At 43.7% G+C, this 16,016-nt stretch carries 14 protein-coding genes; 7 read left to right on the top strand and 7 right to left on the bottom strand.

Going from position 1 to position 16,016, the window contains the following annotated elements:
• Positions 1 to 900 precede the first annotated feature (900 nt).
• Both AB4180_RS15935 and AB4180_RS15930 read right to left on the bottom strand, forming a co-directional pair.
• Entirely contained in the window at positions 901 to 2,529 is a 1,629-nt protein-coding gene (locus AB4180_RS15935; protein ID WP_102249927.1) for an ABC transporter ATP-binding protein, read from the bottom strand.
• 12 nt (positions 2,530 to 2,541) lie between these two features.
• Positions 2,542 to 3,036, bottom strand: coding sequence for a hypothetical protein (locus AB4180_RS15930; protein WP_009846166.1), 495 nt, complete (start codon positions 3,034 to 3,036; stop codon positions 2,542 to 2,544).
• Between the two features lie 240 nt (positions 3,037 to 3,276).
• On the opposite strand from AB4180_RS15930, the gene AB4180_RS15925 reads away from it, so the two are divergent.
• A complete protein-coding gene (locus AB4180_RS15925) occupies positions 3,277 to 5,637 on the top strand; it encodes a Lon protease family protein (RefSeq protein WP_009846167.1) in 2,361 nt (786 codons plus the stop codon).
• A 187-nt stretch (positions 5,638 to 5,824) separates the two neighbouring features.
• Here the strand turns inward: AB4180_RS15925 and AB4180_RS15920 are convergent, their stop codons facing one another.
• Positions 5,825 to 6,571: a flagellar brake protein gene (locus AB4180_RS15920; RefSeq protein ID WP_009846168.1), complete on the bottom strand. Its 747-nt coding sequence runs from the start codon at positions 6,569 to 6,571 to the stop codon at positions 5,825 to 5,827.
• A 315-nt stretch (positions 6,572 to 6,886) separates the two neighbouring features.
• Here AB4180_RS15920 and AB4180_RS15915 point away from each other — a divergent pair, with 315 nt between their 5' ends.
• From AB4180_RS15915 to AB4180_RS15905, 3 genes are read left to right on the top strand one after another with little or no spacing between them, the layout of a single operon-like run.
• Positions 6,887 to 7,171, top strand: a complete 285-nt coding sequence (locus tag AB4180_RS15915) for a GNAT family N-acetyltransferase (protein ID WP_029223001.1) — start codon at positions 6,887 to 6,889, stop codon at positions 7,169 to 7,171.
• 10 nt (positions 7,172 to 7,181) lie between these two features.
• Complete coding sequence (locus tag AB4180_RS15910; protein ID WP_102249926.1) at positions 7,182 to 8,357, top strand: phosphotransferase; 1,176 nt, start codon at positions 7,182 to 7,184, stop codon at positions 8,355 to 8,357.
• Complete coding sequence (locus AB4180_RS15905; protein ID WP_009846171.1) at positions 8,347 to 9,528, top strand: MFS transporter; 1,182 nt, start codon at positions 8,347 to 8,349, stop codon at positions 9,526 to 9,528. Before AB4180_RS15910 ends, AB4180_RS15905 begins: the two co-directional genes overlap by 11 nt.
• A gap of 108 nt (positions 9,529 to 9,636) precedes the next feature.
• Here AB4180_RS15905 and AB4180_RS15900 read toward each other — a convergent pair whose 3' ends face one another.
• The gene (locus AB4180_RS15900) at positions 9,637 to 10,551 is read right to left on the bottom strand and encodes a DMT family transporter (RefSeq protein WP_102249925.1); all 915 of its coding nucleotides are present in this window, start codon (positions 10,549 to 10,551) and stop codon (positions 9,637 to 9,639) included.
• 350 nt (positions 10,552 to 10,901) lie between these two features.
• On the bottom strand, positions 10,902 to 11,792 hold the full coding sequence (locus AB4180_RS15895; protein WP_102249924.1) for a DMT family transporter: 891 nt from the start codon (positions 11,790 to 11,792) through the stop codon (positions 10,902 to 10,904).
• Between the two features lie 123 nt (positions 11,793 to 11,915).
• On the opposite strand from AB4180_RS15895, the gene AB4180_RS15890 reads away from it, so the two are divergent.
• From AB4180_RS15890 to AB4180_RS15880, 3 genes are all read left to right on the top strand, one after another.
• Positions 11,916 to 12,398, top strand: a complete 483-nt coding sequence (locus AB4180_RS15890; RefSeq protein WP_017099130.1) for a MarR family winged helix-turn-helix transcriptional regulator — start codon at positions 11,916 to 11,918, stop codon at positions 12,396 to 12,398.
• Positions 12,399 to 12,426: 28 nt separating this feature from the next.
• Positions 12,427 to 12,828 (top strand): hypothetical protein, encoded by a 402-nt coding sequence (locus tag AB4180_RS15885; RefSeq protein ID WP_009846182.1) that lies wholly within the window; start codon positions 12,427 to 12,429, stop codon positions 12,826 to 12,828.
• Between the two features lie 353 nt (positions 12,829 to 13,181).
• Positions 13,182 to 13,700: a hypothetical protein gene (locus tag AB4180_RS15880; RefSeq protein WP_029224076.1), complete on the top strand. Its 519-nt coding sequence runs from the start codon at positions 13,182 to 13,184 to the stop codon at positions 13,698 to 13,700.
• Positions 13,701 to 13,899: 199 nt separating this feature from the next.
• Here the strand turns inward: AB4180_RS15880 and AB4180_RS15875 are convergent, their stop codons facing one another.
• Both AB4180_RS15875 and AB4180_RS15870 read right to left on the bottom strand, forming a co-directional pair.
• The gene (locus tag AB4180_RS15875; protein ID WP_232281801.1) at positions 13,900 to 14,427 is read right to left on the bottom strand and encodes a hypothetical protein; all 528 of its coding nucleotides are present in this window, start codon (positions 14,425 to 14,427) and stop codon (positions 13,900 to 13,902) included.
• A gap of 629 nt (positions 14,428 to 15,056) precedes the next feature.
• Entirely contained in the window at positions 15,057 to 15,938 is an 882-nt protein-coding gene (locus AB4180_RS15870; RefSeq protein ID WP_102249923.1) for an AEC family transporter, read from the bottom strand.
• Positions 15,939 to 16,016 lie beyond the last annotated feature (78 nt).

Genomic DNA, 16,016 nt, shown 5'->3' with positions numbered 1-16,016 from the left:
TGTTTGAAGATCACCGTACCTGCGAATGCCAAAATTGACTACACAGGTCGTAAATGGGTTTGTAATAGTGGTTACCGACAAGAAGGTGATCAGTGTATAGACTATTAAATGGCCAATCGAGCTTGTTCCATGGAAAGTAGTGAACAAATTTCAGCGCTAATATTTTAGCGCAATTTATGATCAAACTTTATCACTCTGAGTGTTGTATATGACCCGTTTCAGGGGCATTTATGATCAAGCTATATTATCCACTGACAGCTTCTACGACTCTAAACGGACAGGCATTGCCAGCTGGGGGAACCATGTGGCTTGCAGGGACAAACTGCAGGATATGCTTAGTGGATATTATCTGAGCAAGGAAACGACTGGATTGATGGGTTTTTAGGCTAATTTCTGATCAAGATACAGGTGCTAACCATCTATCCAGTTGGAAGCTCCAAACCATCATGTGTATTTTAACCTCTTTCCAGTCTTCCAGAGTGACTCAGCACTCGGTCATTTTCGATAATGCATATAAAGCCTGTTTTAATGTAATCAGGCAAAGTATGCACTGTACGAAGGTATATTAATTGGCAAATTTGCCTTATAAAAAGTTATTCATGAATAACTAATATTAGAATTCCTGAAACTCTTTTCTGTCCAAAAACGAGTTGAATGAAGCCGCTCTGCGACTATTACCCGACTACCAGCTACCCCTGTTTAAAGTCCGTCAATTATAGCAAACCTTCATAATCACTGAGTTGATTTTTCATATTCGCCAGAAACGAAAAATGCCGCATCCATGCGACATTTTTCTTTTGGCGGCCAAACCAGTTTTGCTATATCCATTCTAGATTTCAATCCATTAGGAGATTATTCAGAATGTACTTATAAGACGCTGTTAATCTTGATTAGTTCCCTTTACGCGGCATTTTTTTTCGATTTATTTTCTAAGTCGAATGACGCTGCGATTAATTTCTTGGTGTAGTCATTTTTCGGTGCATTGAAAATCTCTTCTGCAGACCCTTCTTCCATCACTTCACCTTTCTGCATCACCAATACACGATCCGATAAGGCTTTGACTACCGAAAGGTCGTGGCTGATGAATAGGAAGCCGATATTGTGCTTGGCTTGAATGTCTTTTAGCAGGTCAATCACCGTCAGTTGTACTGAGCGATCGAGTGCTGAAGTCGGTTCATCCAATAGAATGAAAGATGGTTCAAGAATCAACGCGCGAGCAATCGCAATACGTTGTCTTTGTCCGCCAGAGAACTCATGCGGATAACGGTTTATTGAATTCGGCTCTAAGCGAACTTCAATCAATGCTTTGCGCGCTCTTTCTAAACGTTCTTGCTTGGATAGATGAGGTTGATGCACCGTTAAACCTTCAGTGATGATTTCCCCAACGGTCATGCGTGGTGATAAAGAACCATAAGGGTCTTGGAATACCATCTGTACATCTTTCTTGAGCTTGTGACGTTCTTTATCGGTTAACAAACTCACATCTTGGCCTTTGTAAACAATACGTCCGGTACTTGGCAGTAAGCCGATCAGTGCGCGTCCTAGTGTTGACTTACCTGATCCGGATTCACCAACAATACCCAAGGTTTCGCCCTGTTTAAGATTCAACGAAATGCCTTTTACGGCTTCGAAGTACTGACTTTTACTCTTGATGAAATGTGATTTAACCAAGAATTGAACTCGGATATCGTCAGCAGACAATAGCTCTGGGGCTGACGCCTCAACAGGAACCTTAGCGCCTTTAGGAATCGAGTTAATCAGCATGCGTGTGTAATCGTGTCTTGGATTCTCGAATAAGGCTTGAGTCATCCCTTCTTCAACTAGCTCACCTTTGCACATCACCAGAACACGGTCGGCAAAGTGTTTCACTACACCGAGATCATGGGTAATGAACAAAATCGCCATGCCCATCTTGCTTTGAATTTCTTTGATAAGAGAAAGCACTTCAGCCTGAACCGTTACATCTAAAGCCGTAGTTGGTTCGTCTGCAATCAGAATGTCTGGTTCATTGATCAGAGCCATTGCGATCATGATGCGTTGCAACTGGCCGCCTGAAAACTCATGTGGGTATTTTTTGTATGCTTGTTCTGGCATTGGCAGATGCACAAGGTTGAAAAGCTCAAGCACACGCTGCTTCGCTTGAGATTTCGATACATTACGATGACACATAATGGCTTCAGCCACTTGTGTGCCCACGCGCAGGTATGGGTTGAGAGAGGTCATTGGTTCTTGAAAGATCATTCCGATCCTGTCACCACGAATTGACTGCATCTCTCGTTCAGTCTTTTTGAGTATCGACTGACCTTCAAATTCGATTTCCGATTGAGCATCAATAATGGCGTTGTCAGGAAGCAAACGCATCAAAGCGTTGGAAGAGACAGATTTACCAGAACCCGATTCGCCAACAATGGCCAAGGTTTCACTAGAATTAAGAGTAAAGTTAATCTTTTTTACCGCATCAATGATTCCATCATTGGTTATGAATTTAACGGAGAGATTATTAACTTTAAGAATGGCCCGGTCCGACATGATATATCCTTATCAATTTAAGACATTAGGTGAAGATTGAACTTCTGAAGTGGTTTTAAGTTGCCCAAAATGGTGATGAGCGCGTTGAATTTGTTCTAGCTCGAGCATCCAATGTGAGCTGCGCTGAGCACTGCAAAATGCGATCAGGTGATTGAGTAAATCTTCGCTCTGCTTTTCCAATAACCTAAAGGTACGTTGAATCAACTCTGTACCTTCAAGAGAGATAAATTGCATCAATGCATAAGATTGGTTCAAGGTGTCGAAGGCTTGTTGCTGTTGCCCTAAACGATTGAGAATCTCTGATTGAGCGACACTGGCGTCTCTAAGGCCTGAAATTAAGCAAGCAAACTGGCAGGGTTTGATGTCACTTTGGTATGCCGCGTTTTGGATGTGATGAGGAAGAGAGGTGAGAACATCATTATAGAGGCGCTGTGCTTCGGGCCAATGACCTTGTTCCATTAACTGTTCAGCTTTTAGGTAGTGCATCCAGCAGCGTTCAATTTCCATGTCCACATCCTTAATTTTAAATATCCTAAAATGTTAATGATATTTATTATCAATTGCAAATTAAAATCATTCACATGCTAAGTTGGTGAATTAAATCTCTCGTTATTGCTAAAAACGGGGTAAATTGTGTGTTATTTGTTCAGTTGAACAGCTGTGCAGCGTAAGTCACTAAATTTATAGGTAATTACATCTACACTGATTTTATCTACACCCAAGTAATGAAGGACTAAGGAGGCGGCGATGGCGATGCAAAGACTCAATACAGAACAGCTGTATAAGGTAGCGGAACTCGATAAGCTACCATGTAAGTCGACCAAAGAACTGGCTCCAATTGACGAAATCGTCGGGCAAGAACGTGCACAAAAGGCCGTTGAGTTCGCGATGTCAATTAAGGAAAAGGGTTACAACATTTATGCGATAGGTCGAAATGGTCTGGGTAAACGCACCATGATCTTGCGCTACCTAAACCGACACCCTCAAGAAGTACAGGAGCTTTTTGATTGGTGCTATATCGCGAATTTTGAAGACATTCGTACACCTAAGGTGCTGAAATTGCCTCGTGGTGTTGGCAGCAGCTTGAAGCAAGATATTGAAAAGCTGATGCGTAAGCTTCTTAAAGCAATGCCACTCGCATTTGATAACGAGATGTACTTTAACCGCGCTGACCGATTAAAAAATCAGTTGGCCGCTAAGCAACAAGCGGCGTTAGAAGCGATCAGTCAAGAAGCAAAAGATAAGGGCATCAACCTGACGATCACGACTCAGGGTGACTACCAATTTGTCGCGATGAATGGCGATGATCTTCATACCGAAGAGAGCTTCGACTTACTCACGCCAGAAGAGCAAGATCAATTCGATAAAACCATTGATGGATTGGAAGTCGGGTTGCGCACCATTTCTCGTGAACTGACTGAGCTTGAAGAGACGTACACAGAGAAAGTTCAAAAGTTGAATGATGATACGGCGCGAGACGTTATTACCCACTTCATCAAGCAGTTGAAGCAAGATTACAGCCAATATCCTGATATTAAAAAGTACCTGACAGCACTGCGTAAAGACATTGTCGACAACGCAGATATTTTCTTAGAAGAGAGTACAGAGCAAGCAGAAGTTGCGACCGCCTCTTTGGATAAGAAAATGCCACGTCGCTACAAGGTGAACGTGATTGTGAGCCAGAAGGAGGAGACTCTGCCGATCGTGGTGGAAGAGAATCCAAATTATCACTCTCTGTTTGGTTATGTCGAGACGGCAACGTTCAAAGGCACCGTATTTACGGACTTCTCTTTGATTCGCGCAGGTAGCTTACATAGAGCCAATGGCGGCGTCTTGCTGATGGATGCGGTCAAAGTACTTGAACAACCTTATGTATGGGAAGGCTTGAAGCGCGCGCTGCGTTCGCGTCAATTGAGCTTCACGTCATTAGAAAAAGAGGTCACGTTAACGGGGGCGGTATCACTTGATCCTGAGCCTATTCCATTGGACGTTAAGATCATCCTGTTTGGTGATTATCGAACTTATCAACTACTGCAACATTACGATGCGGAGTTTGGTGAATTGTTCCGTGTGACGGCCGATTTTGAAGATGAGATGAAGCGTACTGCGGATTCTGAAATGCATTACGCACGCTTCATTTCAAGCATCGTGCACGACAACAACATGCTGCATTGTGATCGCAAAGCGATTGCTCGCATCATTGAGCACAGTTCTCGTCAGGCGGGTGACCAAAGTAAGTTGTCGTTGCACTCGGCACACATTGCCAACCTGCTTCGTGAGTCAAACTACGTGGCGAAAGGGGCGAAGTCGAACCTGATTCGTGCTACGCATGTCGACCAAGCGCTATCTAACCAACAGATGCGTGTCGGGCGACTGCAAGACAGCGTCATGGAAACCTTCACCAACGGTACAACACTGATTCATGTGGATGGTCAGGCGGTTGGGCAGGTCAATGCGCTGTCTGTACTCAGTACGACTGATCATATGTTTGGCGCACCGAACCGGATCACGGCAACCACGGCTTATGGTGACGGTGAAGTGATTGATATAGAGAGAAACGTAGACCTAGGTGGCAGTATTCACTCGAAAGGGGTGATGATCTTATCGGCTTACCTTTCTTCGGTATTTGGTAAGACAGCAAAAGTACCGCTTACTACCAATATCACTTTCGAACAATCGTATGGTGGCGTCGATGGTGATAGCGCGAGTATGGCCGAGTTCTGTGCGGTAGTGTCTGCATTCTCTAAGCAGCCGAACCGTCAAGACATCGCGATTACCGGCTCGATGAACCAGTTCGGTGAGTCCCAGCCTATTGGTGGTGTGAATGAGAAAATTGAAGGCTTCTTTGATGTGTGCGAAATCAAAGGACGTTCAAATGAGCAAGGGGTGATCATCCCACGTTCAAATGTTCACAACCTGATGCTGCGTAATGACATCGTAAAAGCGGTTGAAAAGGGCGAGTTTAATATTTGGGCTATTGACCATGTGACCGAAGCGATTGAGCTGTTTACAGGCAAAGCCGCCGGTGAGGCGAGTGACGAGGGGAGCTATCCAATCGATACTATCTTTGGTATCGCTCAAGCTAAACTGAACGCACTGCGTAAATAGTCTAATATCTATAGACCCAGCTAGCTTTTTAATTAGATAAGTATTTGAAAGTTAGACAGATAGACAAAACTAAAAAGCCATCGACATAAAAATCGATGGCTTTTTTTGATTGCGACTTTGCTCGCTATTGAGTCGTCTGCATCTGGTCTGCTTACGGTATTCGGTGAAAGCAATGTGCTAAATGACTTTACCTATTTCGCAAACAGAGCTTGGTGCCATCGAACTTCAGCTTCGCCAACAAGTGCTTGGCATTAGAGCGGCCAATATCATCAAATTCTACCCCGTATCGAGCGTAGTGCGTTGATTTTTGGAGATTACAGATGATGCCTTTCAATGGCGGTATAAGTGGGCCATTGTAGTTCTCAGGTGTAACTTCAATAGATACTCGATCGGCAATTTGAATCGCACGAGAAGTCGGTGAGGTAACAAAACGACAACCACTTTTCGATAAGTCTCTAATCTCACAGTTTGCTCGTTGATCGTTGAAGATGATTCTGGAAGCTAAGTTCACCTCGTAGCGTGTCTCTTTACGCAGTTGGGTTACTTGCATCGAGCTTGGTGTTGAAAGCACAAGTATAGGGAAAGGATCTCCGATCCTATGGTGAATTTGGCTTTTAAAGTGGATAAGAGCGCCTTCTCCTCGCAGAGAGTATGCACGGGCTGTCATCCAAAAACCTTCTTGAAAGAAAAAGCTCAGATCATCGTTGGATACGTCGGGAACCTCAACCACAATGCAGTTATCACTGTGTGTACCGATAAATTTGGTGGTGGCGAGAAACTTAGTACCAACTGGAGTCGATACATTTAATGTCAGTTCACTGCCGTGCTCTATCATGGCCAGTGCATCGGTGCTATTTAACGTAGAAACGGTGCGGTTACGAGGATCTTGAAGTGCCTGATTATGCTCCAAAGGCTTCTTCAGTGGTGCGTTCATTATATGTTCTCCATGCGCCAACATGCGTCTGTTTGTTATATTGGTAACTTGCTATTAAGGGGCAAATACGTGCTAGATTTAGCAGGTGCAATTACATAAATTAAGTGCAATTACATAGACTAGGTAGATGTACTCACATAGATTTATAGAGTGCCTTTATCTTTATTGATTCGTTATTAAGCCGATGGCACAGAGTTATTTACTTTGTTTGTAAGTACTTAGTTCTATTTGTATAAGCTTGAGTTAGTCTATTACAAGGAATGAATACTTCAAATTTTTATTGTTTGTCGTATCAATTATTTTCAGGAGTTGAGAATGCAGGCAACAAAATGGGATCAAGATGCGAACCAGATCACAGTTGAGCTAGCACCCAACCAGTTCGCGGTTGTTAAGTATCAAAAGGATGGAGATGTACTACATATCACATCGACACGTATTCCTGATGAGCTTCAAGGTAAGGGCTTCGGTAAGGTGATGATGGAGTCGGTACTGACTGAAATTGAACAAGCAGGTTTTAAAATTGTACCAATTTGTAGCTATGTGATTCACTATATGAATAGGCAGCCACAGTGGGCACACCTTTTATCCGATAAAGCATAGTAACGAGTATATGTCTCAATCAATATCGTCAAAAAATATCGCTCAACCGATAGCGAATTCAAGTCAAAATCAGCCAGAGCTTTATCAACAAAAGTTTTATCAAAATGAGCTTTATCAAAAAATAGCGGCCTCACTGGGTTGTCATCAAGGGTTTGATGTCCAGGTAATTCAAAGCCTATGGGGCGGGTATGGTGAATTAGTTCGTTTGGTTTTTTCTAAAGACAGGCGTTCTTCATTCAACAGTGTGATTGTTAAACATGTCGCATTGCCAGATAAAGCAGAACACCCAAAGGGTTGGAATACCAAACTTTCTCATCAACGAAAGGTGCACTCTTACCAAGTTGAGACCGCGTGGTATCAGTCGTTTACCCAACAGTGGGATGAGCGTTGCCCTGTACCTGTAGGGCTGCAATGTGAGTTGCAAGAGCACGAGTGGCTGATTGTGATGCAAGACTTGGCCGAAATCGGTTTTCCGTTAACTTCTCAGTTTGATGTGCTTGCTGCTTTTGATGATTCAGCAATCCAAGATACTCAGTCTGATCTGGCGTCTGGTTACACACTAGAAGAGCAAAACCAACGCGATGCTTGCCTTAAATGGCTCGCTAACTTTCACGCAAAGCACATCAATGTAGATCAAGAACATTCAGCTTCATTGTGGCAAGTCGGCACATATTGGCATTTAGACACGCGGCCTGACGAGTTAAACGCATTGGCTGATTTATCGCTTAAGAGCCAAGCGCAGCACATTGATAATCTATTAAGGACGTGCCCATATCAAACCTTGGTACATGGTGACGCCAAGCTCGCCAACTTCTGCTTTGATTTAGACAGTGAGCGCGCTGCTGCCGTTGATTTCCAATACGTTGGGCGTGGTTGTGCGATGAAAGATGTGGCCTTGTTCATGAGCAGCGCGGTTAGGCCGCAAGATTGCGCGCAGCTTGAAGCAGAGATCTTGGAGGCTTACTTTCGATACTTGAAAGCGGCACTCATGCACTATCAGCCACACCTTTCATTCGATGATGTTGAAGCCGCATGGCGACCAATGTTTTACGTGGCATGGGCTGATTTTCAACGTTTTGTTAAAGGTTGGAGCCCTGAGCATTGGAAGATCAACCAGTATACCGAGCAACTAACCTTACGAGTGCTTAACCAATTAGACGAACAGGAGTCCGTCAATGTTCGATAAAACCGCGAGCTGGAAAACGCCGCAAAACTTCTTATTACTGATTTCAATTGTTGTCCCTATCGCGTTTTCGAGCTGGATGGCGCTGCTGAATAACTTTGTTATTGAGAAAGCGAACTTTGATGGTGCGGATATTGGTTTATTGCAAAGTGTTCGTGAGATCCCTGGCTTCTTGGCCTTTACCGTGGTGTTTGTGTTGGCGTTCATTCGCGAGCAACGCTTCATGTTGATATCGCTGGCGATGCTCACGGTCGGTACGGCGATTACCGGTTTGTTTCCTTCACTTACTGGCCTATTGCTGACCACCATTTTGATGTCGACGGGTTTTCACTATTTTGAAACGCTCAAGCAGTCTTTGTCACTCCAATGGCTGAGTAAAGAAGAAGCACCTGAGATGCTTGGTAAGATGATCTCCGTTGGCGCGTTGGCCTCGTTAATTACTTATGGCTCAATCTGGGTGATGTTAGAACAGCTAAAGCTCGATTTTGCTTGGGTGTACGGCATTACTGGCGGTATTGGTTTTATTCTGGTTTTGGTGATGACCTTTGGTTTTCCTGAGTTTCAAACCAAGACTCAACAAAATAAGAAATTGGTGCTGAGAAAGCGTTACTGGCTCTACTACGCGCTCACCTTTATGAGTGGCGCGAGAAGACAGATCTTCACGGTATTTGCTGGCTTTTTAATGGTAGAGAAGTTTGGTTACTCAGCTGCTGACGTAACGCTACTGTTCTTAATTAATTACCTGTTTAACTTCTTATTCGCAAAACGTATTGGTCGATTTATCGGTGTGGTTGGAGAGCGCAAGGCCCTGATCTTCGAGTATGTTGGTTTGATTGGTGTGTTTGTCGGTTATGGTTTGGTACAAAGCGCGGAATGGGCAGCGGCGCTGTATGTTGTCGACCATCTGTTCTTTGCACTCGCATTAGCGATCAAAACCTATTTCCAGAAAATCGCCGATCCTGCCGACATGGCATCAACAGCAGGTGTCTCTTTCACCATCAACCATATTGCAGCGGTTGTTATTCCGGTCGTATTTGGGGTGATTTGGTTATCGTCCCCTGCAACGGTTTTCTACATAGGTGCTGCGATGGCGGCGGTATCTTTGGCGTTGTCTTTAAACATCCCCAAGAAGCCCGAAGAGGGCAATGAAGTGCGAATGTTTAGCTGGCGCTAACTCTCGATAAAGACTAATAAAAAGCTCCAATAGTGATATTGGAGCTTTTTTGTATGTACTAGATGGAAATATCTAGTCAGCTTCCGGTAGGGTTAGCTTTCAGTAGGATTAGCTTCTTGCGGTTTTTAATTCACCACGTAACTTGAAGATTCCTTTTGGTGCCTTAGTCAATAAGATGCCACAAAGCAGAGGAATCATCATCACCAGTGACTGTTCAGACAGCACTTCTCCATTGATGTAGCAAGAGATCAGTAGTGCAACCACAGGGAAAATCAGGAAGCAGATAGACGCTTGGAACGGCGTCGAAACTTGTCCGAGTTTAAAGTAGGCAACAATGCCGCCAACACTCGCCACAAAGCCTAGGTAAACTACCGCTGAGATTGAATCCCAAGTGAAGGATTCAACATTCACGTTTTCACCTATCGCCGAAACGGCGAATAAGAATAGAGAAGCGATCAGACTTGGGACTGCGTTGTACGTCAGTACTTCGATGCCTTTACAGTGCTTTTGAACTAACACATACATAACAGCGTGTATTGCCACAGCAAGACCTAAGCAAACGGTACCAACTAGGTAGTCATCGCCACCCATCTGCATTTCATTACCGAGGATCAAACATAGGCTTACAACAGCGGTAGCCAAACCAAATATTTGGTGCTTAGCCAATCGTAGGCCTAGGAATAGGCCTGACATCAACATCACAGCGACCGGCATGTTAGCGAAGATGATCGACGCTAGACCAGAAGAGATGTATTGCTCGCCATAGATCATCAAAGTAAATGGAATCGCAAAGTACATCAGCGCAACAATCAGCAACCATTGACGCTTGCCTTTAGGAAACAGCAGTGGCTGGTTGAAGACTTTCGCTAATACCGCAAGCAGAGGTGCTGCGAGTAAAAAGCGCAATGCAGTAGCAAAAATTGGTGGGATAGAATGCAATGCCACTTCCATTGCGAACCAAGTGGTTCCCCAAATTAGGCAAACAGAGACAAAAAGCAAGATAGTTAGCGACTTCGAATTCATGGTGACTACTCATTAATAATTATTTTAAATCATCGGCTTGTGGCGCCTTAATGACGTGGCACAGTATAAGGAGGTCGTCGGAGAAAAGTTTTGTCTTTTTATCTCTAATTGCAATATTTTGTGGAAAATTAATCTCTAGTATGTCTGTTTTTTAGAAAATAAATTCAATTTAGGTAGCTTGAGTAAAGGCATTGTTCTTTGTAAGGTTTAATGTCGTTTAAGAAACGATCAACTTGGCGAGTATGGCTATTTGGTTTATTGCTGTCAGCGTAGCAACAAAAGGCGCCTTTTAAATCACTGTATAAGATGTAAGGCGCCGTTATTATTCTCAGTACAGTCGGTAGATTCAACTACGTAACAGGCTTAACTTGTTTGGACTGTTTTACCGCAAGAATCAGTTGTGGTAGCAGTGACATCACGATCATGCCTGTCATTAGCGAGTACTGGAGTGGGGTAAAGGATTCACCCATCAACATCATACCCGTCACAATTCCCGCAATTGGGTTAGCGATGCCACCGAAGGTGAAATCCACCACAGACATACGTTGTAGTAGCCACACATACATGCCGTAACCCAGGGCCGTGTTCAGGACAATCACCCAAACAAGTCCTATTGCGTTACGAGTATCGAAATGAGTCACAGCGTTAACATAAGGCTGTGGGTCGATGAGCGCATGAACGCCAGACGCGACAGATAAAATCGTACCGCCTAGAATCAGTTGCCACGTTAATACCTTCCACCAGTGCATGCGATTACCCAGTGACTTGGTAATGCTACTGCCGATAATGATACACATGATTGCAGCGAACATGGCGCCTAAACCTATTGGGTTTAATGCGATTTGACTTGGATTAAACAATATCCACGCCAATGTGATTAATCCAACACCAGACAAGGCTTGAATCAATTGCGGACGCTGTTTCTTTACTACCCAATGGAAGATCATCGCAAACACTGGCACAGAGATCATACCTACACCGGAGATTGCCGAAGGCAACGTCAACGCCATCACGAAAATTAAGCTAAAGAAGGTCGCGATATTGATAAGACCCAATGTGAAAATGATCTGCCATTCGCCTTTTTGAGGCAGTGTCGGTTTTACTACTAGCAATAACAAACCAGCAGGCAACGCACGCAAAGCACCCAATAATAAGGGGGGCCATTCCTGTAGCGTAAATTGCGTCACTGCATAGGTTGTTCCCCAAAAGAACGCGGGAATCATTGCTAATAATATGTTCATATGAAATATCTTTACGTTAAGATAATGGTTGTATGAACTGTATACCTAGATCATATGGTTGTAAAGTATCTTTATGTTAAACTAGTTTGAATTAATCAGACTAATAACGGAGCGAGATCGCAAATGGATGCTATCGACCGCGTAGTAGAGCAATGGGCAAAGGAAAAGCCTGAGTTAGAAACTGAGCCAATGGCAATGATGGGCCGGATTATGCGTATTGCCAAGTATATGGAGACGCAAGTTGCCGATCTGCATAAAAATTACGACATGAAACTTGGTGAGTTTGATGTGTTGGCAACGTTGCGACGTTCTGGGAAGCCTTATCAACTGACGCCATCAGAACTGATCGGATCGATGATGCTGACATCAGGCGCAATGACCAATCGCCTTGATAAACTAGAAGCTAAAGGGCTGATCCGTCGTGAGCACAGCAAAGAAGACAGACGCAGCGTGAGTGTTCAGCTAACCAAAGATGGTCTTATTCTGATCGACCAAATGATGACTGAACATGTCGAAATGCAGAAAAAATTGGTTAAGTCATTGTCTGCGAGCCAGAAGAAGAACACTAACCAACTTCTAAAAGCATGGTTGAGTGCTTACGAATAATTTTTAGGTGACGGAGTAGGGTACGACTATGGACAGTATTCAAAATAATACGGAAAAAACAGATATGCTTGAGAAAGTAGAGCGCGTTGTATTAATTAATGGATTGGAATATGAGGTTAGCGGAAATGTTCTTAATCTTAAGCTAGGCAGAGCGGGTGGAAAGGTAAAAATCAAATACGATTACGCGACGAATTCATACGTCTACAACTGTAATGAGTATGCTATTGGTTTTTCCAGTCTCATCTTCTTCGTTCTTTCGTTCAATACTCTGTATCAAGTTGATCACCAAGCATGGTCTGGTTATGTCGCGGGTTTGATGTTCGCTGGAGCAATATTCAATTTGATCCAATTAGTGCTATCTCACGTCCAAATGTTAGACATTAAAGCACAGCTAAGAGAAGTAGGTATCTACCTCAAGTCTGGCGCGTAAGAGCCTTTAGCATCTTGTGTATCGTGAACAACTGAACAACTGAACAACTTAGCCATTTCTGAGTAACGAGTGGTTAAGCCCTGCCATCGGTGGTTATAGGCCCAAATAAACAGCGTTAACACCAATTCTTAGTGCTGTTTTTACTTTCCTCTTACACACTTTTCTTATATCGAACCTAGTATCAAATTTCTCTTGGTTATACAGGCAAGCTTATCATTATGAAGAACTTTTTCGATAGCGAGCTCATGCTCTCTAGCTCCTTGAACTTCGTTCTGCTGTCACTTGGACTAACGCTCCTCTTACATATTCCAATTTGGTGTGGATTCAACCTGAGTCGGCGAAAATGGAAGCGTATGGATTATTTATGGCCGTTTTTAGCGGGTATCGGAATGCTTGGTGCCGTGTCTGAGATTCGAGCGAAGGTGGCGGGTGATTGGGTTGAAACCGAACAAACCAGAGCGGTGGCGATTTTAGAATCTGTTCAGCAGTTCTCTTTGGATAAGCTGAGAAGTGATACCTGTACAGGTCAGCCATCTTTAGATAATTACGCTCAGTACCACGACGCGTGTTTGTGGTATTTGAATACGGCGATTACGTTTAAAGATGTCGATTTCACCTTGTTACCCAATGCATCGGATTTTACGGTTCCTGCGCCTAGCGTGTCGTTAGTTGAAAGTGATGCGGTGTGGGTGGATGGTATGCTGAGTCAGTATGAAAAGCAGAAAAACCAATATATAAAAACCAGAGAAGCTCAGGTGAAGCAGCCGCTAGAAAGTATCTTTTGGTATGTGAGTCCTTACTTAGTGTGTTTCGCGATTGCATTACGTCTTACTAAGGTGACAGCCGAGCTCAAGTTGGATAAATGCTCATAGTTTACTGAATGTTTGTAGTTCACGGTTCATCGCTATATCAATGGGTAACTCAATAGCTAGGCAAGCGTATAACTTTAGGTAAGCGTATAACTAATAGGATGTGTCTGAATTAGAGATAAAAAAATAGCGTCAGTATTGAATTACTGACGCTATTTTTATGTTAGATCCAACAGTAGCGGAAAGTTGTTTATAAAGGTGGCTACTTAAATTGATATCTAACCGAAAGTTGTAATTGAGGGCCGTAAAGACCGTTGTTTTTGGAAGCAACTGCAAATACGGCTTTATCTGTGGCATGGAACCTGGCTCCAAACGTAAAGATTGAGTGCTCTCCGTTAGAACCCGCAAGCACATGGGCTTCTACTCTCTGAGTGATCCACGCTCGAATACCCGCATTAAATTCGACATAAGCTTTCGTTTCTCCAGCTGCGTATGAGTTTTTGTTGAAATGGAGTAGCAGCTGCGTATTTAAGTCGATCCCTTGAGTTATTGGACCATAAACTTGAGGGCCGATGTACGCATCAAAGTTGCTTTCATCTTCGGCTGTGTTGGTACTAAGGCCGCCCAAAATCGCCAAGCTATCGTTGATGTCGCGTCCACCATCCACGCTTAACCCCATAGGCTTTGCTTGCATCCCAAGTTCTACAAAGTCCGTTGTGAAATTTGCCGCAGATATAGCTTGATGAGAGAAGAGGCATAGCAGTAGAGGTATTACATTTTTAATTTTCATATGACTTACAAAAGATAGTAATAGTGGAGTAAAGCGCTTGGTCATGCTTTATTTATTGTCACGCCAAAGCGATGAAGTTCTTCGAAAGTTAAGTCAAAGAAAATGTCTGTTCTTGTTGTCCATCTTGATTGTGCTGTATAGGGGGGCGATAACCCATTCCTTTGCTTGATGATTGTATATTAAACATAACTGCAATAACCAACAACGATTTTAATTTTTTTTGTATAGCTCTAAGTTCTGGTTCAATTATGGAAATAGTTAATCCTAACTGTATGAATGCAAAAATGGGCAGTTTATCTGCCCATTTTTATAACTGTAATTAGGGCGTGTTGACCTTTCGTGGTTAAATTTCGTTCGAGATAAAAGCGTTTTAATCGCGGCGAGGGGGAAGTCGCCTAGTCATTCTAAGCAAATCTTCCTCAACAAAGAGTAAAGCGCTTTTTGCGGGGGCGCCCAGCTCGAACCCTTCGGGCAGCGCTTGCTGGTCATTTCTACTGTGTTATCGGCTTCTCATGTAGGCTAGCTACACATCAAAGCCTCTGCCTTGTATAAATACCCAGCAACTCGCTGCAAAAATCAGCTCGAAAGTTCAACATGCCCTAGTGACAAATCTTCCCTTAGATGGGGGTTCAACTCGATATAGACAGTGCGAACGACAACAAAATTGGTAGGGTAACCACACTTAGGAAGTTACCAAACAACACCATAGACGCGACCTTAGGGGGCTCGACATTGAACCTCTCTGCAAACAGGTAGTTCATCACAGCGGGTGGCAGCATGGTGAACAGTACCATCATTTGTAAGTGCAGCGTCGGCAGCGGGATAAAGAAGTAGATGATGGTAAAAGCGATCGCCCCTGTAAATAGGGATTGAGCCGTACACAACAAGCCGACCTTTAATCCGCTCAGTCTCAAGTTGACCATTTGCGAACCTAACGACAATAGCATGATAGGAACAGCAGCTTGCCCAAGCAGTGATGTGGCTTCGTAGATTGGATTCCACACGGTAATTCCAGACAGGTTGAGCGTCATCGCTAACGCAGCCGCTAAGAAGATTGGCATCTTGAGGATCTGTTTGATCGGATTACCGTCGCTCAATAGCGCCAACCCCACACTGATATGGACACATGCCGATACCACAAATAGTAATACCGCAGGGGCTAATGCGCTCTCGCCAAAGGTATAGGTGAATAGGGGAATGGCTAGGTTGCCACTATTACGGAACATGTGTGGCGGAGCCCAAGCCTTGAAATTGAGCTTAAAGATCTTACAGATCGGAATCATCAACAATGCAGGCACTAACACTGCGATCAAAGAAGCGGTTATGAGTGGCAATTGCTCTGTGTCGAGAGGCATGGTGGTCAGCGATGCAAACACTAGCGCAGGGATACACACATCCATATTGATGCGATTGATCGGTTTGAAATCGGGCTTGAGCCAACGACCGACCGCAAAGCCAGCACTGGCTAAAGCAAAAACGGGAAACAGAATGCTGATGACCTGTTCGAACATAGAATTCCTTTCTAGGTTTAGTACCTCCATTTAGCGGAGAAACGAATGTTTTAGAGAGCGCTATAGATATGTTTGAAA

The sequence above is a fragment of the Vibrio sp. 10N.286.49.C3 genome (assembly GCF_041469545.1).
In the GTDB taxonomy this organism is placed as follows: domain Bacteria; phylum Pseudomonadota; class Gammaproteobacteria; order Enterobacterales; family Vibrionaceae; genus Vibrio; species Vibrio tasmaniensis_A.
The sequence above is the reverse complement of the archived record's forward strand: the minus strand, read 5'-3'. Positions and strand labels throughout refer to the sequence as shown.